The following is a 17,967-nucleotide window of genomic DNA, read 5'->3' as shown; positions in this document are numbered from 1 at the left end:
AGGAGGAGTAATAAAAAGCATGAATACAAATGACTTGAGTACTTTTAATAATTACGAATCTGAAGTAAGAAGCTATGTTAGAGGATTTCCTACTGTTTTTCACAAAGCAAAGGGCTATAAGCTCTGGGATATGGACGGTAAAGAGTATGTAGACTTCTTTTCCGGCGCAGGGGCTTTGAACTATGGCCATAATGATGAAAAAATGAAACAGAAAGTGCTTGAATATATTCAGGAAGACGGCGTGATTCATTCACTTGATATGGCTTCAAAAGCAAAAGCTGAATTTCTTGAAGCCTTTCACGACATCATCCTTAAACCACGCAGCCTGGATTATAAAATAATGTTCCCCGGGCCAACTGGAACCAATACAGTGGAAGCTGCTTTAAAGCTTGCACGCAAAGTTACCGGCAGAACCAACGTAGTCAGCTTTACTAATGGATTTCACGGTATGACTATTGGTGCCCTTTCTGTAACTGGAAATGCATTTAAGCGTAAAGGTGCCGGAATTCCGTTGAACCATACGGTATCTATGCCTTATGACAAGTACCTCGGTGCAAACGATCTTGGTCTTGAATACTTTGAGCGTTTCCTCGAAGACAGCGGAAGTGGTTTGGATAAGCCGGCTGCAGTCATTCTGGAAACAGTCCAGGGTGAAGGCGGACTTAATGCTGCACGCATGGAGTGGCTAAAAGAAGTAGACCGTATTTGCAAGACGCATGATATCCTTCTTATTATTGACGATGTACAGGCAGGAGTTGGCAGAACCGGTACGTTCTTCAGCTTTGAACCGGCAGGCATTACCCCGGACATTATCTGCCTTTCTAAATCCATTGGAGGGAACGGCTCTCCACTTGCCCTTACTCTTATTAAGCCGGAATATGATAAGTTTGCTCCAGGCGAGCACAACGGAACATTCCGTGGAAATAACCTGGCATTTGTAGCAGCAACTCAATCTTTCCAGTATTGGAAAGACGACGCCCTTGAAAAAAATGTCCAGACAAAAGCTGAACGTATTCACGCGTTTCTTGAAAAAATGATAGGTGAATATCCTGAGCTGAAAGGTTCTCATAGAGGACGCGGCTTCATGCAGGGCGTTTTCTGCGATGTAGAAGGCATTGCTGATAAAATTACCGATAAGTGCTTTGAGTACGGCCTGATTATGGAAACAGCCGGGCCGAATGACGAAGTGTTTAAACTCTTCCCGCCTATCACTATTGACGATGAAGGGCTTGAAAGAGGATTGAAACTGCTTGAGCAGTCAATTAAAGATACAGTATCCTCAGATAAAGATGCTGTTACTTCTTAATTCTTTACGTGTTAATAAAGTAATAAATAATACCAACATTAATGGAGGCACTAAATATGAAAGTAGTAAAATTAGAAGACGTACTTGGAACAGATCAAGAAGTAGATGACGGCAACTGGGTCAGCCGCAGACTTATTTTTAAAAATGACAACATGGGCTACTCTATTAACGATACTATTATTCGTGCCGGCACCGAAACACACATCTGGTACCAGAATCATCTTGAATCAGTATACTGCATCGAAGGCGAAGGTGAAGTAGAAACAATCGCTGACGGCAAGGTCCACCCTATTACAGCCGATACATTGTATGTACTTGATAAAAATGATGAACACCTGCTCCGTGCATCATCAGACATGAGAATGGTATGCGTCTTTAATCCGCCGCTTACCGGACGTGAAGTACACGATGAGAACGGTGTGTACCCTGTAGACAACAGCTAATACTAATAACAAAAAGAGACTTCCTTTGCGGGAAGTCTCTTTTTGTTTATATTTTTTTTGCTGTTTTATGAATGGGTTTGAAGGTTTAATGCTTCATAAGGGTCCGCATAGGTATAGCCGAGGTCTTTTGCGACCGCTTCATACGTCACAAAGCCGTTGGCTGTATTGACGCCTTTTTTCAATGCATCATTTTCTTTAACCGCCTGTGCGATACCTTTGGATGCAATTTGAAGCGCGTATGGCATGGTCACGTTTGTAAGAGCCTGGGTGGATGTTCTTGGTACGGCTCCCGGCATGTTGGCTACAGCGTAATGTACTACCCCGTGCTTAATATACGTTGGATCGTCATGGGTCGTGATTTTATCGGCTGTTTCAATAATACCGCCCTGATCAACTGCCACGTCAACAACCACAGACCCTTCACTCATCGATTGGATCATCGCTTCTGTTACCAGCTTGGGTGCTTTTGCACCGGGAATAAGCACTGCTCCAATAACCAGGTCGGAGCTTTTAACAGCTTCCATAATGTTCAACGGATTGGACATTAACGTCTGAATGTCTCTGCCATACAAGTCATCAATTTCGCGGAGCCTTACCGGACTCAAATCGATAATTGTAACGTCCGCGCCGAGCCCGACCGCAACTCTTGCAGCATTCAACCCAACAATTCCTCCGCCTATCACGGTCACTTTCGCCCGGTGCACGCCCGGAACGCCGGAAAGAAGAATTCCTTTTCCGCCTTTTGTTTTTTCTAGAAACTGTGCTCCGATTTGAGTAGCCATTCTCCCCGCTACTTCACTCATCGGTGTTAGAAGCGGAAGCGTATGATTGATTTCGACCGTCTCATAGGCTACTGCTGTCACTTCATGTTTTACAAGCGCTTCTGCAAGCTCAGGTTCTGCGGCAAGATGAAGATACGTGAACAGGAGCAGACCTTTTCGAAAATACTGGTATTCCTCCTGAAGTGGTTCTTTTACTTTCATCACCATGTCTGCCTGGTTCCATGTATCTGCTGCAGAACGCACGATTTCCGCTCCTGCTTCCTGGTAATCGCTATCTGTGAATCCACTGCCTTCTCCTGCTGTTGTTTCGATTAAGACGCTGTGGCCGCTTTTTATCAGGCTCATAACTCCGGCTGGGGTAATCGCCACTCTGTTTTCATTATTTTTGATTTCTTTAGGTACACTGATAATCATAAAAGGACCCCCCTAAGATATATTTTGTACATCTAGTATATCTATCAATTCATGAAAAATCTTCGTGTACAGTTGAAAAGAAAAAGCCGCTCGTTTGTGAAAAAACACAAACTCAGCTGCTTATGTACTCCCGCAATGTAAATTCCATCAATAAAGAGAGTTGTTCATGAGGTTTTTTTGTATTCATGCCCGTAATTTCTTCGATCCGCTTGATGCGGTAGGCCATTGTATTAGCATGAATATGCATAAACTCTGCAGCTTTATTTACGCTGCAGGACTGCAGAAAAATGTAGAGGGTATTTAAAAGGTCTGTATTATTTTTAGTATCATACACGACCAGTTTGTTGATTACCGGATGAGACCGGCCCTGGTCTGCTGCATGTTCTTCCACTGCTGCTTCCAGGTATTTTAAATAGCCCAGCTGTTCAAACGTATACAAATTCTGCTCTGTCCAGGAAAGACGCCGCTGCATTCTAATAACGACCTGGGCCTCTTCGTAACTCTTTTTTATTTGAGTCAATGATACCTCACGGCCGCTTCCTATAAATTGACGGGCAGTAAAGCGGTCTTTAAGCAGCTGCAAAAGTTCATCCATAAAGTACTGTTCTGTATTTAAGAAAGAATCAGCAGCAGGTTCAATCAGCAGAATAACCTGGTCATTCGTTCGGGTCTGCAGCCACAGCTTCACTTTCTGAGAGCCGCGGACTAAATACATAACTGACCGAAACATAATGTCATCGATAGCGTCTTCTGATTCCAGCACCACGATCAATGGACGGGCCGGAGCTTTACCATACCAGCGTTCGAATTGTTTTGTAATAGACGGCGCATCTTTAATATCTTCTGTTAACAGCCTCCAGAAAAACTCTTCCCTGCTTTTCTCCTGCTGCTTGTTCTGCATATGCCGCTGCTGCAGTTCATTCGCAGCTTTCTCCGCAGCCATTTTAAGCAGTCTTTCCTGTACCGGTGAAAAGGCATTATTGCCTTCGATAACCCAGATATAGCCCATGATTTCCTGTTTCCGCCTGATCGCTACAGCCATTCTATTTCCAAGACCAATATCTTGTATACTTGAAATGACGACCGGATCCTGTTCTTTATGAAGCGAAGGAATAACACCGTCTTTCCAGAGCTTGTTTATAACGTTTTCCGGCACACGCCTGCTCATAATAGTAGAGACCCTTGCTTCATCTGAATAATCACTGTGCGTGCTGTAGGCTAAAAGCCGGTGCCCCGCATCTTCAATCGTTACAGGGCCGCCCAGGAGTGTACTGATATAATCGGCAAACTCTTCAAGCGACTGGAACTTTTTTTGAAATAAGGAAGCGTGGTCTTCCATCCTCTGCCTCCTTTATGTCTGGATTGGATGAAAGTGAGAACCGCAGAGCTGGTATATTTCATCTTCTTTATGCTTATCATAGCTGATGAGAATCGCTGATGAAGGCCCGCAGGATACATATAAATTAACGGTGGAAAACGGAATGTCTTCCGGGACTGTCCCTTCTCTTTCAATGAGCCTCTGCCAATCGTAAGCTATCCCCTTCGATCCTCCTGGCACGACGTCCCATACGTGGTCGTTTTCAACGAGTACTTTAAACATGTGAAGAGGAACCATATGATCGCTCAGTTCTATGACATCGTCTCCTGAGAGCGGCTCTCCAATAACAGCAAAACCGAGGTTCTCAATGGACGGCCTTTCACGCCCCGCCATGCGGCTGTTGCCTTCCCCTATTACTGTAATACCCAGAGAAGACTCCTGCAGTTCTATATTGGACTCTGTGCTCCCCGTCAAAACAATATCCGGGTAGCCAAGCGCTGTAGATGTTTTTGTTATTTCTTTTTCGATTGTCTTCCAGGTATCTTCATAACACCCGTTCGCTATCGTAACGGCAAAAGGAGAGCCTCCCCCGCTCAACATTTCCATAAAAACCACTCTTGTTGTCATGGAAGCTAGCAGGTCATAGGAGCATTTAACTTTGTCGCCTTCTTTTTCCCCAATTCCGGCGGCAAAGTCTGAACTGATTGCTATCTTTTGGCCTGCCGGGGTATCTGCATATTGAAAATTTCTCATGATAAGCCCTCCTTGTATATCTCTATTATACTCTTTCTATTGTTCTTTTGAAGAGGAATAAAATGTGGTTACTGCTTCTACCTGTGCCGTTTGTGGAAACATATCCACAGGCTGGACTTCTCCTATAGAGAAACCTTTTTTTAGAAGAGTTTCGGCATCTTTTGCCAACGTAGACGGATTACAGGAAATATAGACAAGCTTTTTAGGCTTTATTTGAATAATCGTTTCCAAAAAAACAGCATCACAGCCTGTACGCGGAGGATCTACGAAGACAACATCCGGCTGCCAGCCCTCCTGCTGCCATTGAGGAAGGAGCTTTTCCGCTGCTCCCTGATAGTATTTAAAATGACTGTATCCGTATGCGTCTGCATTTTTAGAAGCATTGTTAATACTTGCCTGTTCAATGTCCATTCCACGGCCTTCTTTTGCCTGATCTGCCATCCATATTCCGATGGTTCCGCTGCCGCAGTAAGCATCTACAATCCGTTCTGTCCCCGTCAGTCCGGCTGCCTTTTTTGCTTCGTTGTAGAGAACGACCGTTTGTTCCGGATTAAGCTGAAAGAAAGCCTGGGGGGAGAGGGAATAGGAATAGCTTTCCAGCGTTTCCGTAATCGTTTTTTCTCCCCAGAGATGTTCTGTTTTCTGACCGAATACAGTAGATGCCCGGGAAGGCTGGACGTTTAGAAAGACAGACACTACTTCAGGTATCTCCTCTCTCAAGCGGGCAATGACTTTCTTCTTGCTCGGCAGGTCATCGCTTGAGGAAATAAAAGTAAGCTGGGCCGTGTTTTCCGCGGTAGAAATCCGGACTGCTATCGTGCGCAGCCCGTTTTTCTTTCGTTTGGCGTCATAAATAGGCAGATCAAGCTCTTTAATGATCGCGGCTGTTTTTTGATTAATCATTTCTACAAGCGGATGTTCCACCATACACCCCGGACCGGTTAGATCGACGAGGCGGTGACTGTCCAATGAATAAAGACCGGCCGCTGTTCTGCCTTCTCTTTTTTGAAGCTGCCATTGGCTTTTGTTTCTATACTGCCATGGGTGTTTCATTCCCTTAACTTCCTTAACCGTAACCTTATATTTTCCGGCGTAGCGCTCAAACGCCTGAGCGACTATATCCTGTTTGTTTTTCAGCTGTCCTTTATAGGAAATATGCTGAATCTGGCAGCCGCCGCATTTATCGTAAACCGGACACGGCGGGGAGACCCGTTCCGGCGATGCTTTTCTGATTGTTTTTATGACGGCTTCAGTATAATTCGACTTTACGAGGCTTATCGCTGCAACAATTTCCTCCCCTGGGAGTGCACCGGCAACGAAAACCGCTTTTCGTTTAAAAAAGCCGATCCCTTCTCCATTTATGCCTAATTTTTTAATAGTCAACGGAATTTCATCATGTTGTTTCAAAAGTACTTCTTTGGACGTCCGCTCATTTTGTTTCATTCTTCTCACTCCATTAAGACACTGATTCGGTGCTCAGCCATAAATATAAAGCAGCATAGCTTTCGTAAGGAGCCCATTTCAATGCTCGTTTTCTGATCTCTTCTTCTGAAGGCTTACTATCCAGTTCCAACAGCTTCTTTAATCCATTTTGTATTCCAATGTCTTTGGCAGGCATTAAATCCAGCCTTCCCAGTCCGAATAACAGAAAACATTCTGCGGTCCAGGGACCAATCCCGCGGACTGCTGTCAACTTTTTTATAACATCCTTGGACGCTTCTGTTTCCATCCGCTCCAGGGATAAGGATCCTTCTGCAATCTGCCTGGAAGTATCAATCACATATTCCGCTTTGCGTCTGCTGAACTGCAGGTCCATCAGCTCGGCGGTGGAAAGCTCTGCTGTCTTTTCAGGAGACGGATAAAACCATGCCCCTCCCAGTGTTTCTCCGTAGCGCTCTACAAATCTTGTGGACAACGTATAGGCAAAGGCCATATTCAGCTGCTGATGAATAATTGTTTTTATCAGGCATCCATAAAGCTCCGGTTCTCTTACTAATGGAACCCCTTTATACGTCTGAAATAAGGGAGCGATTTCTGTATCTTGAAAATGCAGTGAAATATTTTCTAATTCCGCATCGAGCGCAAAGGCACTATATACAGCATTCACGGCACGATCTTTCTCTTTACATGTGCCTCTGATCGTTATCCGGTTTTCTTTATTCATTGTTTTAAAAGAAATATCGAGCACTTCTTTGCTGCCCTGCTCTTTATAAGGAAACAGTATTCGATTGTTATACAGATCAACAGAATGAACAGGATCAGCTCCTACTCTCTGCAGCATTCGTTTGTAATTATATACAGGTTCAATTGCTGTCTCATATACCCATCTGCTCATTGCCATTCCTCCAACAATCCATTGTCCTATATTATAACATTTATCCTGCTTTATTAAGGCTTTGAAACCATGCTTGTGTTATATAATATCTTTAATACTTTATATCAATAAAATAATTTGATAATTCTGTTTTATTAGACTTCTTGTTTTATTTTAAAATATAACGCTTACTATACTGATAACAGTAGATCTTATTTTGTACGTTTATTTCCTATGGAAGAAAATCAGTCATAATTATTATGAATAAATGTTTCAATTATAATAAATTGCCGCTATAATGTACGTTGTGTGTTACTAAACATGCACAAATTCTGAATATTTCTATATATTCAACAACTACTTATTTAGGGGGATATTACATATGGCAGATCTTGCTAAGAAACGCGGCATGCTCCAGCGTTTCCTGGATATTGTTGAAAAATCAGGAAACAGGCTTCCGCATCCAATTACTCTGTTTGCAATCCTGGCAGTGATTGTTATCTTTCTTTCGGCCATTCTTTCTGCAACTGGTATTTCTGTAGAAGATCCAGCAGCACCGGGAGAAATGATCACGATTACGAGTCTGTTGTCCAGCTCGGGAATTGTCTATTTATTTGAAAGCATGGTCGACAATTTCATAAACTTTGCTCCTTTGGGTGTAGTACTTGCTACCATGATTGGTATCGGTATTGCTGAGCGTACTGGATTAATCAGTGTTCTGCTCCGCTCATTTGTTTTCTCTGTTCCAACAAGACTGCTCACTGCAGCGTTGGTATTCGCCGGTATCATGTCGAGTGTCGCATCGGACGCCGGTTATGTCGTGCTTCCGCCGCTTGGAGCGATGCTGTTTGCAGCTTTAGGACGTCATCCATTGGCCGGTCTCGCTGCAGCATTTGCCGGTGTGTCCGCAGGTTTCAGTGCCAACCTGCTTCTCTCCGCCACCGACCCGATGCTTGGAGAGTTAACTATGCAGGCAGCAGCAACCATTGACCCTGCGTATGCAGATACGATGAACAACGCCATGAACTATTATTTCATTATCGTTTCTACTTTTTTCCTCACAATTGTTGGTACAATTGTTAGTGAAAAAATTGTGGAACCCCGCCTTGGTGAGTATAAAGGAGACTACCGTGAAACGATAGGCAGGGCAACTTCTGAAGAGAAAAAGGGCATGCTGTGGGCCGGCATTTCATTTATCGTCACCGCTGCTCTACTCGCTTTTCTGGTTGTACCGCAGAACTCGCCGCTTCACGGGGAGCCTGGAAACTTTGTCGCAACTTCACCATTTATGAGCTCTCTTGTTGTAGCTATTTTAATTTTGTTCTTTATTCCCGGAGTGGTTTACGGGATTGTCACGAAAACGATTCGTAACGATAAAGACGTAGCCAACCAGCTTTCTGATACGATGGCTTCCATGGGAATGTTTATCGTTCTTGCCTTTACCGCCGGACAGTTTGTGGCCTACTTTAATGAAACCAACATGGGATTAGTATTAAGCGTGTATGGCGCAGAGTTTCTGCAGACCATTAACCTGCAGGGTATACCACTTCTCCTCGTATTTATATTGATTACCGGTTTTATCAACTTATTTATCGGTAGTGCCTCAGCTAAATGGGCCATTATGGCGCCTGTATTTGTCCCAATTATGATGCAGCTGGGCTATTCTCCTGAACTTACGCAGATGGCCTACCGTGTTGCTGATTCATCAACAAACATTATTACTCCGCTTATGACATATTTTGCGATTATAATCGCTTTTGCCCAGAAGTATGATAAGAAAATGGGAATCGGTTCGCTTATATCCGTTATGCTTCCGTACTCCCTTGTTTTCTTGCTCACCTGGTCCGTCCTTCTCATTGTCTGGATGCTGCTCGGCCTGGACTTAGGACCCGGCTCGCCGATCAATTATGATGGATAACTTCTTCATTTATACACGCAGTACGATTAAAAGAGCAGCCCGGTTCTACCGCGGCTGCTCTTTTTTCTATAGTAAATGAGGACGGTTATTTAAATAGTCGACATGCAGCGCATTATCGGTGCGCACAATTTTTGTAATGCCGGTATTGTCCATACGAAACGGCCGTTCCACCCGGTGCCACTCTTCTCCAAGAATAAGATACATAAGGAAAATTGTAAGAAATCCACCATGGGAAACGATAGCTGCCTTATTAAAATCGGCTGCCAGAAGCATGGTTTTAAGATCTTTACATCTTTTTGTAATATCTTCTACCGTTTCTGCTCCATCAAGTCCACTGCAAAGCAGATCTTTTTCTTTCACCTCAGGAAATTCTTCGTAAATTTTTTCTCTCGTTTTGCCTTCCATCGGTCCCAGATTTATTTCCCTGAACAGCTCTTTTGTCTGTACCGGGAGATCCTGCTCTGCCCCGATTGCTTTTGCTGTTTCATGTGCCCTCACTAAATCACTGCTGAATAGTACATCCAGCGCATGGCGGCCGGCCCAGAAGTCTCCGAGCTTTGCTGCCTGGCTTTTGCCTTTATCCGTCAGGTCGAAATTCATACAGCCCTGCAGTGTTTTTGATCGATTTCCTTCCGATTCCCCGTGACGGACGAGATACACTTCCATGTCTATTCCTCCTGCTCTTTCCAGTCCGGTTTAAACTGCTGAATTTTGACCATAATATTATCAAGCATTTGTTCAAGGCGCTCCAGGTCTTCTATACCTGCCTCATCTGAGGGCATCCCTGTAATCATCTGCTGCATTAATCCAAATCGATTTTGTAAATAATTGAGATGCTGTTCTTTCGTGTGGATAGGGGTACTCATGTTTAACTTGTTCCTTTCTGCTTTATCATTTAGCGGGAGCTTCTTTTTCTTCTTTAAAAATATCAATTTTGTTCCATTTTCCATATTTGTAGTAGGCGGCAGCAAACACGCTGCTTATTAAAAAGCTTAGTCCAATTCCAATTCCAATGCCAATTTCCCCGTACCATTCCGAGAAAATCCAGGCCAGCGGGAAGCGGAGCAGCCAGAACGATATAATATTAAGCACGAGCACCTGCATCACCGCACCGGACGCGCGGACGATACCATTTAATACAAAATTAATACCTAAAAATGGGTAACAAAACGCAACAATCCGTAGATACTGGGCGCCGAATTCGATCGTTCCGGGATCACTTACAAACAGTCCCATTAGAAATTCAGCTAAAATAAATACGATCGTGCTGATAACAAGAGACACAGAAAAAATAAGAATAAGTCCGCTTTTGGCGATTTCTTTTACTCTATCCCACTTTTCAGCACCGATATTTTGACCGGCGATGCTCGTAATAGCGGACCCAAGCGTAAGAGATGGGAGCATAATCACACTGTCGAGCCGCTGGGCTGCGCCGAACCCGGAAACGGCTGTTTCCCCGAACGAGGTAACTACCGTCATTACGGCAAGAACACCACCGGAGATGGCTACCATAGAAAAGCCGGAAGGCAGCCCTATTTTAATAATGCGCCTGCATTCTTCCATCGCAGGAATATACGGAATGGAAAAAGGAACTCCTTTTTTTACGATAGAATAAATAATTCCGAATAAAAATGCGATTCCCTGGGAAATAACAGTCGCATAGGCAGCACCGCTGATTCCAAGGTCCAATACATGAATAAATAAAGGATCAAGAACGATGTTCAATGCTACAGCCAGCATAATAAAGCGTAGAGGCGTTTTGCTGTCCCCTACAGACCGAAGCACAGTGCCGATGAAATTATATCCAAACAAAAACAAAATACCAATAAAGTTAATTCGCAGATACGTAGAAGCCATCGGCATAATCGATTCCGGCGTTCCCATGAGCTGCAAAATATATGGGGACATAAAAAAGCCAACTACTCCAAGCCCTACAGCTAGTATGCCCAGCACCGTTACAAATGCGTTCAGCGAGCGCTTTAATCCTTCATTGTCGCCTGCTCCTATCCGCTGCGATAAAATAGTCAGCGTCGCGCTGTTAATTCCTATAATAAAAGATAGAATAGTAAAAATGACAGTGCTTGAGAGCGTAACCGCCCCGAGAGCCTGTGCTCCAAGAAGGTTACCCACCCAGAGGCTGTCTACAATCTGATAAGAACTCTGCAGCACATTGCCCAAAAAAATAGGCCAGGAAAAGAGAATCATCTTCCTCATAATGCTGCCTTCTGTAAAATCCATGCGGGTGCTTGCTGCCATTTGTTTCTCCTCTTTTTGCTCTCGAGCCTATTTTATTTCCATTCGTACGTTTCTTCTACTTGTATGCTGTCTTTAACAGATTGCACCATGGAGCAGTATTTTCTCGTTAATTCCATGTTTTTCTGCATTTTTTTATCGTTTTTATGAACAGAGTCTACAATAAAATGAATGGATACTTTCGTTATTTCATCTGCTTCTGTACCACTTCGTTCCACGTTAGTCCGGATCGCTATATCCTGCACATCCATGCGCTGTTTTTGCATTATTTTTTTCAGTACGCCGCCGCTGCACACAGCTAAAGATGCGGTCATCAGCTGATAAGGACGGAATCCGTATTCTTCATCACTCGAAATATGAAGCGTTCCATAATTTGTTTCAGTCGTAAATCCATGTTCAGTCATTGAAAAATCCATCTGCACGCACCCTTTCTATCAATCGTCTCTTCTGCATTTTAATCTAGTGGCGCTGCTTCGTCCACTCTCCAAGCTTTTTTTATGCCCAGCGGCTGCCCGTTGACAGCACAAAAAACTCTGCTGATAAGAGTATCAGCAGAGTTTTTTTAACGGACGATTTCCCCGTATACTTCGTTTACAATTTCATGAGCAGGCTTGGATATTAAGTTTTTAGGAATCGTATCCAGGATCTTTGCTCCTAAATGCTGTTCCAGGTCTTTGACGTACTCTTTGCTTCCGACAAGGTATACACCTTCCAGGCCGCGCTTTTTCACTTCTTTATCCAGAGTAGGCGCCAGCTTCTTGTACCATCTTTGCTGGTTTTCCTCAAACCGCTGCTGCAGTTCATCAATGTGCGTTGAACCTGAAGCAGTTTTAGCTCGTGCGGCCGTTCCCTGGTACTGCTTCCAGTCTTCGGATTCAAGTTCCCAGCTGAATTTACGCTGATCGCGTATTTCTCCTAAAGCGGTATCGAGCAGAATAACATCTCTTTGCTGCACGAGCATAATGGCCGCAGCAGGATAGTCTTTCTGCAGAAAGTCCAATTGGTCTACAACAGGCTGCTTTTCCCATTGGAAATCCGTTTCAATCGGCACCTGCAGTATTTTCTCGAGCAGCACGCTGCCTTCCGAGTTAATAATGAGGATGAGTCCTTTCTGCATGTCTGCCTGAAGATCATGTATATGTCGATCTGCTTGATCGGCTATACTTTTGTATGTTTTCAGCTCATCTTTTGATCCGCCCGCTTCAGCATATTCTTTTAATTTTTTTAAGCCGTTCTTTAAGCGGATTTTCCATTCGCCGCCCTGCTGATTTCCTTCTGTAAAATCAGTGTTAAGGTAAATAGAGAGTATGCCGTTATCATCTTTCATATTGGATAATTTTTTTATATTTTCTACTTCACTCACGTTGAATCCCCCTTGGAAAAGTCTCTTAGAACCTGTTTTTCCTAAATTGGGTAGTAGTAAACATAAAATTTATCATTTTTATTTTAGATGGACTCTTTTCCTCTTGGAAGTGGGTGTACATTGCTTTCATCAGCTGAAGCTTCTTCGTTTGAATCAGAGGCAGCTGGTGCAGATGGTACTTCTTCAGACAGTTTGGAAACCGTTTCTTCTTTAATTTCTTTCATTTCCTGTGCTGTTTTCTTCGTTGTATCTTTAATATTCATTGTCGTTTCTTTCAGGTTGCCGGCTGTTTCGGAAATCTTTTGTACGTCTTCATTCGCTGCCTGCAGGAGCTCTGAAATTTGATTGGAGGCTTTCTTTAATGTATCGATAATTTCTTCTCTGTTCTGTGAAATATATTGAGTAGCCCCATTAACTTTAGAAGCGGTCGTTTTTGTGCCGCTCGTTACTTTCTCTCTGGACGTCTTATTGCCAAGCACTACTGCTAAGAGTGCTGCAATTCCAATCCCAATCCCTATTCCCAGTCCTTTTTTGCTTTTATTCTGTTGTGTCATTGATACATCCACCTTTCAGGCAATTTTATTTGATATAACATTAACATACCACTTTTCCCTGTTCTTTACTCCTCTTTGTAAAGAAAATTTGCTCCGTACCTGCTGATTCGGCTTTCCTATTGTTTTTCATTAAAATATAAAAAAAGAAGCTGAATATATCAGCTTCCTGCTTATTTATCAGCCATTGTATACTTCTGTCATAAAGAAATCCGTTTCAAGCATTTCAAATCCTTCTTCTTCTACTGAAAATTGGAATTCTGCTTCTTTTCTCTCTCCCGTCATCTCCCGCACTCCTTTAATATAATATTCTGAAAATACTTAGTGAGCGTTTGCTCACTTTCTCTATAAAGTGAATTGATACACATCGTAACAGGAAAAAATCAGATTGTAAAGGAAATAAACTATATTTTTAGATAATACAAAGTTTTCAAAAAATAGTAACATTTAAGGCCGCTATTCTTAGTAAAACACTACTATACTGGAATTAGAGAATAGAAAAGGAGAGAGATAGTATGAGAAAACCAAACAGATTAACTTTAGAGGAACTGATAAATAAAAACCGCGAAGCCCTGTTGAATGACCCTGAAGCAATGAAGGCAATCGAAGACCGGATCGATGACAAAACATCCCAGAGCGCACAGCCCTCCACCTCTGCTATATAAAAGAAAAGACCAGAGCCTCCAGGGCTCTGGTCTTCTTTTCTTTAATGCATGCGTGGGTCTGTTAGTAATCTTTCGATTTCTTCCATATGGCCCGTTTCATCGGAAATTAAGTCTTCGAGTTTAAGCTGCAGTTCGATTAAACCAAGCTCTTCCGCCTGCTTTGCTCTTACTTTATAACGCTCGATGGTGTCTTTCTCAGACTGCTTTGCGTTCTCGAGCATCTGTTTTACATCGCTCGTCTGTTCTACTTTAGCAGGAACTGTGGTTGGAGTACCTCCAAGTATACTGATTTTTTCTGCCAGATAAATGGCGTGGGACTGCTCATCAGCTACTTCTCCTTCAAAAAACGGCTTCAGCACCTGACGGTATAGTCCGGATACAACAGCAGCGTTATTGCTGTACATAATCATCGCTGCATATTCATTAGCCAGGTCTGTGTTTAGTCCTTCTACTAGTTCTTGTGTTTTTTGGTCCATCGGTAATGTCCTCCTTGGATAGCATTTAATAGTATAATAGGTTCCCGCAGATCTTTTATCTGCTCTATAGGCACATAGTTAGTACACTACAAACTATTCCCTTTTCTTTTTTGCTTAAACCTTTTATTTGAACAACTCTGCGTATTCACTGTAGCCTTCTTCTTCGAGCTTGTCTTTCGGAATAAAGCGAAGAGAAGCAGAGTTAATACAATAGCGAAGGCCGGTTGGCTTCGGACCGTCATTGAATACGTGGCCCAGATGGGAGTCGGAATTTTTGGCACGTACTTCTGTGCGGCGCATTCCAAATGTCGTATCAAAATGCTCTGCTACTTCCTTTTCTTCTAAAGGTGCTGTAAAACTCGGCCATCCACAGCTTGATTCAAATTTTTCCTTTGATGAAAACAAGGGTCTGCCTGAAATAACATCCACGTACAGCCCATCTTCCATTAGATTCCAATATTCATTTTCAAACGGGCGTTCTGTTCCGTTGTTTTGTGTTACTTCAAATTGAATAGGAGTCAGCTTCTTTTTTAGTTCTTCTTTATCTGCCATTAATTATTCCCCCAATGTGTTTCTATAAACCCGGCTCTTCCGGATCCGCGCTTGTACATATTATAGTGATAGCTGTTTTTTTTATGGTACTCCTGATGCCCTTCTTCTGCTCTGTAAAAAGTTTTTGCAGGACGTATAGGGGTAACTATTTTCCCTTGAAACGGTCCTTCTTTCTGCAGTTTTTCTTTAGATGCTTCTGCCTGATGCTTTTGGTTTTCGCCGTGATAAAAGATGGCTGTTCCATAGGATTCTCCGCGGTCATTAAACTGGCCGCCTGCATCCGTTGGGTCAATTTGGCGCCAGAAAATTTCAAGCAGTTTGTCATACGTTACTTTATTCGGGTCAAATTCTATCTGTACCGCTTCTACATGCCCGGTTGTATCGGTGCATACTTCCTGATAGGTAGGGTTTTCCGTATGTCCGCCGGTATAGCCGGAAACGATCGTATGCACCCCTTCTTCTTGTTCAAAAGGCCCTACCATACACCAAAAACAGCCTCCGGCAAACGTAGCCAGTTCTGTCTTTTCATTCATTCCAAATCAACTCCTCGTTTTCCATTATATCACTGCGGCATACTGCCTTCTTCTTATTTGCTCAAAAAAAGGCAGACCCGACTGGATCTGCCTTTACTGCTTATTTCAGCTGCTTTAGTGATTCTCTGTTAAATGCAGGCAGATCGTCCGGCGTTCTGCTTGTTACCAGGTTGCTGCAGACAACAACTTCTTCATCGTGTACTTTCGCTTTTGCATATTCCATATCCACATGAATGGAAGTAAAGCCGGTTACATCTCTTCCTTCCAGTGCTTTAGCGGTAATGAGAAGCTGTGGTCCGTGACAGATAGCAAATACGGGTTTGTTTTCATCCATAAAAGACTTTGCAAATGAAACAAATTTATCGTCTCCGCGAAGAAGGTCAGGAGAAAATCCGCCCGGTATAAACAATGCGTCAAAATCAGAAGGCTTCACATCATCGATAGATGCATCCACCTTTACTTTTGTTTCCCCCTGCTTGCCTTCAATCGTTTTACCTTTTTCTGATTCTATTACGGTTAGTTCGTGGCCCTCTTTTTCGAAAGCCTGCTTTGGATCTGTATATTCAACATCTTCAAACATGTCTGTCATTACTACGGCAATTTTTTTAGCCAATTCGATTCACTCCTTCAAACAGATTTCGTCTACATTGTATGGTTTACCCTCTCATTGGATACATTTAAACATCCTATGAAAAATTTATGAAAAAGCATCAGCAATCAGCTGAAGGGAATGGATCTTCTGCGCAGAGGAAGGAGCGAGAGAAACGATCATAATTTCTTCTGCACAATACCTGTTTCCGATATCCTTCAGCGCAGCAGCTGCTTTTTCCGGCGTTCCCACTGCCATCCGCGCCCGGTTATAATCGATCCGTTTCTTTTCATATGATTCATATGTTACAGAGGCGATAGATTCTAAAGAAGGAATACCGTTCAATGGTTTCCCCTGTTCCCCGGATAAAAGCACATGATCCATCACACGGCCTATTTCTTCGGCTTCTCCGGCGGTGGAAGCAGCCGCTGCAAAAACAGCCGTAATCACTTTCGGCTTCTTTAAAATGACAGACGGCTGGAACTGTTCCCGATACAGCCTCGTCGCTTCTTCCCCATCTTCTGCATTGATAAAATGCGCATAGCAGTAAGGCAGGCCGTATTCTGCCGCAAGAGCTGCGCTGCCAGCGCTTGATCCGAGCATCCAGATCTCCGGAGGCGCCTCTATTCGGGGTGTTACGTGAAGATCCTTAAAAAAATGATCTTCGGGCAGCGAATCATGAAGGTAGCCTATTAAATCTTTTACCTGTTCCGGATAACGGTGGGTCTCCCGCTTTCTTCTGTCGTGCAGGGCCATCGTTGCGATCGGCATGCCGCCCGGAGCCCGACCGACGCCCAGATCGATCCGACCCGGATAAAGATTTTCCAGCACACTGAAATTTTCGGCTGTTTTGAACGCACTATAATGAGAAAGCATAATTCCGCCGGATCCTACTTTTATGTTTTTTGTCCGGCTTGCTATGTGTGGAATCAATACTTCCGGACTTGCCCCTGCTAGATTGGCTGCTGCATGGTGTTCTGACACCCAAAACCTGGAGAGACCCAGCCGATCGGCTTCCTCTGCCAGTTCTACCGTATCCTGCAGTGCTTCTGCATGGGTTTTCCCTTCTATTACCGGAGATTGATCAAGCACGCCTAGTTTCATCATTGTAAGACCGGCCTTTCCGCAGTGATTATTTTCTTCCGTAATCCGCTTTGATTTCGCCCCATTGTTTAGTTTCCCATTTGATTAAAGGGTTCTTCCAGCTATTCTCTTTAAGCCATGTCTCTGCATGGTCGACAGCATTCCATATTGATTCTGACTCCCTGTCACGTCCGAGAGTGGACTTTATCTTTTTGTCTTTTACCCACTTTAAGGCAGTCATGGAATCAGAATAAACCGGAATTGAGCTGTTTTTTTCTTTTAAATACTGCAGGGCGTGGACAATCGCTAAAAACTCTCCCATATTATTGGTCCCTTTAGGAAAGCCGGGATGTTCAAACAGCACCCCTCCCGTTTTTGTATACACACCTTTATATTCAACCGGCCCCGGGTTTCCTCTGGAACCAACATCCACCGATACGCTTTCTTCAATGTAACTGCTGCTTCCCGGAGCTGGCGCTGCTTCAGATTCCCCGGCAAAAGCCTGTTCTGCTTCTGCCTTTCCAGGAAATGATTTAAAGCGGGCGCCGGGATAGCCCTTTACCTGCTTCTGGCATTCCGGCCAGGTGCTATAAATGCCCGGCTTTCTGCCTTTCCATACAACATAAAATTTTGTTTTTGCCATGCTGCTCCCAC

At 43.6% G+C, this 17,967-nt stretch carries 21 protein-coding genes; 4 read left to right on the top strand and 17 right to left on the bottom strand.

Going from position 1 to position 17,967, the window contains the following annotated elements; translation table 11 throughout:
- The first annotated feature begins 19 nt into the window (after window positions 1–19).
- Both ectB and AC5W2J_RS16005 read left to right on the top strand, forming a co-directional pair.
- Window positions 20–1,306, top strand: coding sequence for a diaminobutyrate--2-oxoglutarate transaminase (gene ectB, locus AC5W2J_RS16010; protein WP_496060462.1), 1,287 nt, complete (start codon window positions 20–22; stop codon window positions 1,304–1,306).
- Window positions 1,307–1,362: 56 nt separating this feature from the next.
- Window positions 1,363–1,749, top strand: a complete 387-nt coding sequence (locus AC5W2J_RS16005) for an ectoine synthase (protein WP_496060461.1) — start codon at window positions 1,363–1,365, stop codon at window positions 1,747–1,749.
- Between the two features lie 65 nt (window positions 1,750–1,814).
- On the opposite strand, the gene ald is transcribed toward AC5W2J_RS16005, so the two are convergent.
- From ald to AC5W2J_RS15980, 5 genes are all read right to left on the bottom strand, one after another.
- A complete protein-coding gene (ald, locus tag AC5W2J_RS16000; RefSeq protein ID WP_496060460.1) occupies window positions 1,815–2,945 on the bottom strand; it encodes an alanine dehydrogenase in 1,131 nt (376 codons plus the stop codon).
- A 112-nt stretch (window positions 2,946–3,057) separates the two neighbouring features.
- Complete coding sequence (locus AC5W2J_RS15995; RefSeq protein WP_496060459.1) at window positions 3,058–4,284, bottom strand: PucR family transcriptional regulator; 1,227 nt, start codon at window positions 4,282–4,284, stop codon at window positions 3,058–3,060.
- A gap of 12 nt (window positions 4,285–4,296) precedes the next feature.
- Complete coding sequence (locus AC5W2J_RS15990) at window positions 4,297–5,016, bottom strand: hypothetical protein (protein ID WP_496060458.1); 720 nt, start codon at window positions 5,014–5,016, stop codon at window positions 4,297–4,299.
- A gap of 36 nt (window positions 5,017–5,052) precedes the next feature.
- Window positions 5,053–6,459, bottom strand: a complete 1,407-nt coding sequence (gene rlmD, locus AC5W2J_RS15985) for a 23S rRNA (uracil(1939)-C(5))-methyltransferase RlmD (protein ID WP_496060457.1) — start codon at window positions 6,457–6,459, stop codon at window positions 5,053–5,055.
- A gap of 13 nt (window positions 6,460–6,472) precedes the next feature.
- Window positions 6,473–7,351 (bottom strand): DNA-3-methyladenine glycosylase family protein, encoded by an 879-nt coding sequence (locus AC5W2J_RS15980; protein WP_496060456.1) that lies wholly within the window; start codon window positions 7,349–7,351, stop codon window positions 6,473–6,475.
- Between the two features lie 361 nt (window positions 7,352–7,712).
- On the opposite strand from AC5W2J_RS15980, the gene AC5W2J_RS15975 reads away from it, so the two are divergent.
- On the top strand, window positions 7,713–9,248 hold the full coding sequence (locus AC5W2J_RS15975) for an AbgT family transporter (RefSeq protein WP_496060455.1): 1,536 nt from the start codon (window positions 7,713–7,715) through the stop codon (window positions 9,246–9,248).
- Between the two features lie 66 nt (window positions 9,249–9,314).
- On the opposite strand, the gene AC5W2J_RS15970 is transcribed toward AC5W2J_RS15975, so the two are convergent.
- The 6 genes from AC5W2J_RS15970 to AC5W2J_RS15945 all read right to left on the bottom strand — a co-directional run bounded on the left by AC5W2J_RS15970 (window position 9,315) and on the right by AC5W2J_RS15945 (window position 13,418).
- Window positions 9,315–9,914, bottom strand: coding sequence for a histidine phosphatase family protein (locus AC5W2J_RS15970; protein WP_496060454.1), 600 nt, complete (start codon window positions 9,912–9,914; stop codon window positions 9,315–9,317).
- 2 nt (window positions 9,915–9,916) lie between these two features.
- Window positions 9,917–10,114: an SE1561 family protein gene (locus AC5W2J_RS15965; RefSeq protein ID WP_496060453.1), complete on the bottom strand. Its 198-nt coding sequence runs from the start codon at window positions 10,112–10,114 to the stop codon at window positions 9,917–9,919.
- Between the two features lie 25 nt (window positions 10,115–10,139).
- On the bottom strand, window positions 10,140–11,504 hold the full coding sequence (locus AC5W2J_RS15960; protein ID WP_496060452.1) for an MATE family efflux transporter: 1,365 nt from the start codon (window positions 11,502–11,504) through the stop codon (window positions 10,140–10,142).
- Window positions 11,505–11,536: 32 nt separating this feature from the next.
- Window positions 11,537–11,905, bottom strand: coding sequence for an OsmC family protein (locus AC5W2J_RS15955; RefSeq protein WP_496060451.1), 369 nt, complete (start codon window positions 11,903–11,905; stop codon window positions 11,537–11,539).
- 158 nt (window positions 11,906–12,063) lie between these two features.
- Window positions 12,064–12,864, bottom strand: coding sequence for a VLRF1 family aeRF1-type release factor (locus AC5W2J_RS15950; RefSeq protein WP_496060450.1), 801 nt, complete (start codon window positions 12,862–12,864; stop codon window positions 12,064–12,066).
- A gap of 83 nt (window positions 12,865–12,947) precedes the next feature.
- Window positions 12,948–13,418 carry a hypothetical protein gene (locus tag AC5W2J_RS15945; protein WP_496060449.1) on the bottom strand — a complete coding sequence of 157 codons (471 nt, stop codon included), beginning with the start codon at window positions 13,416–13,418 and terminating at the stop codon, window positions 12,948–12,950.
- Between the two features lie 512 nt (window positions 13,419–13,930).
- Between AC5W2J_RS15945 and AC5W2J_RS15940 the strand changes: the two genes are divergently transcribed.
- Window positions 13,931–14,080, top strand: a complete 150-nt coding sequence (locus AC5W2J_RS15940) for an FbpB family small basic protein (RefSeq protein ID WP_496060448.1) — start codon at window positions 13,931–13,933, stop codon at window positions 14,078–14,080.
- Between the two features lie 41 nt (window positions 14,081–14,121).
- Here the strand turns inward: AC5W2J_RS15940 and AC5W2J_RS15935 are convergent, their stop codons facing one another.
- From AC5W2J_RS15935 to rnhA, 6 genes are all read right to left on the bottom strand, one after another.
- Window positions 14,122–14,556, bottom strand: a complete 435-nt coding sequence (locus AC5W2J_RS15935) for a ferritin-like domain-containing protein (RefSeq protein WP_496060447.1) — start codon at window positions 14,554–14,556, stop codon at window positions 14,122–14,124.
- A gap of 123 nt (window positions 14,557–14,679) precedes the next feature.
- Window positions 14,680–15,108 (bottom strand): peptide-methionine (R)-S-oxide reductase MsrB, encoded by a 429-nt coding sequence (gene msrB / locus AC5W2J_RS15930; RefSeq protein WP_496060446.1) that lies wholly within the window; start codon window positions 15,106–15,108, stop codon window positions 14,680–14,682.
- The gene (gene msrA, locus AC5W2J_RS15925) at window positions 15,108–15,641 is read right to left on the bottom strand and encodes a peptide-methionine (S)-S-oxide reductase MsrA (protein ID WP_496060445.1); all 534 of its coding nucleotides are present in this window, start codon (window positions 15,639–15,641) and stop codon (window positions 15,108–15,110) included. The genes msrB and msrA overlap by 1 nt, the downstream gene beginning before the upstream one ends.
- A 100-nt stretch (window positions 15,642–15,741) precedes the next feature.
- The gene (locus tag AC5W2J_RS15920; protein ID WP_496060444.1) at window positions 15,742–16,254 is read right to left on the bottom strand and encodes a type 1 glutamine amidotransferase domain-containing protein; all 513 of its coding nucleotides are present in this window, start codon (window positions 16,252–16,254) and stop codon (window positions 15,742–15,744) included.
- 84 nt (window positions 16,255–16,338) lie between these two features.
- The gene (locus AC5W2J_RS15915) at window positions 16,339–17,337 is read right to left on the bottom strand and encodes an LLM class flavin-dependent oxidoreductase (RefSeq protein WP_496060443.1); all 999 of its coding nucleotides are present in this window, start codon (window positions 17,335–17,337) and stop codon (window positions 16,339–16,341) included.
- Between the two features lie 25 nt (window positions 17,338–17,362).
- On the bottom strand, window positions 17,363–17,956 hold the full coding sequence (rnhA, locus tag AC5W2J_RS15910) for a ribonuclease H (protein WP_496060442.1): 594 nt from the start codon (window positions 17,954–17,956) through the stop codon (window positions 17,363–17,365).
- Window positions 17,957–17,967: the final 11 nt, after the last annotated feature.

The organism is Sinobaca sp. SA16-1 (assembly GCF_059510515.1).
The sequence above is the reverse complement of the archived record's forward strand: the minus strand, read 5'-3'. Positions and strand labels throughout refer to the sequence as shown.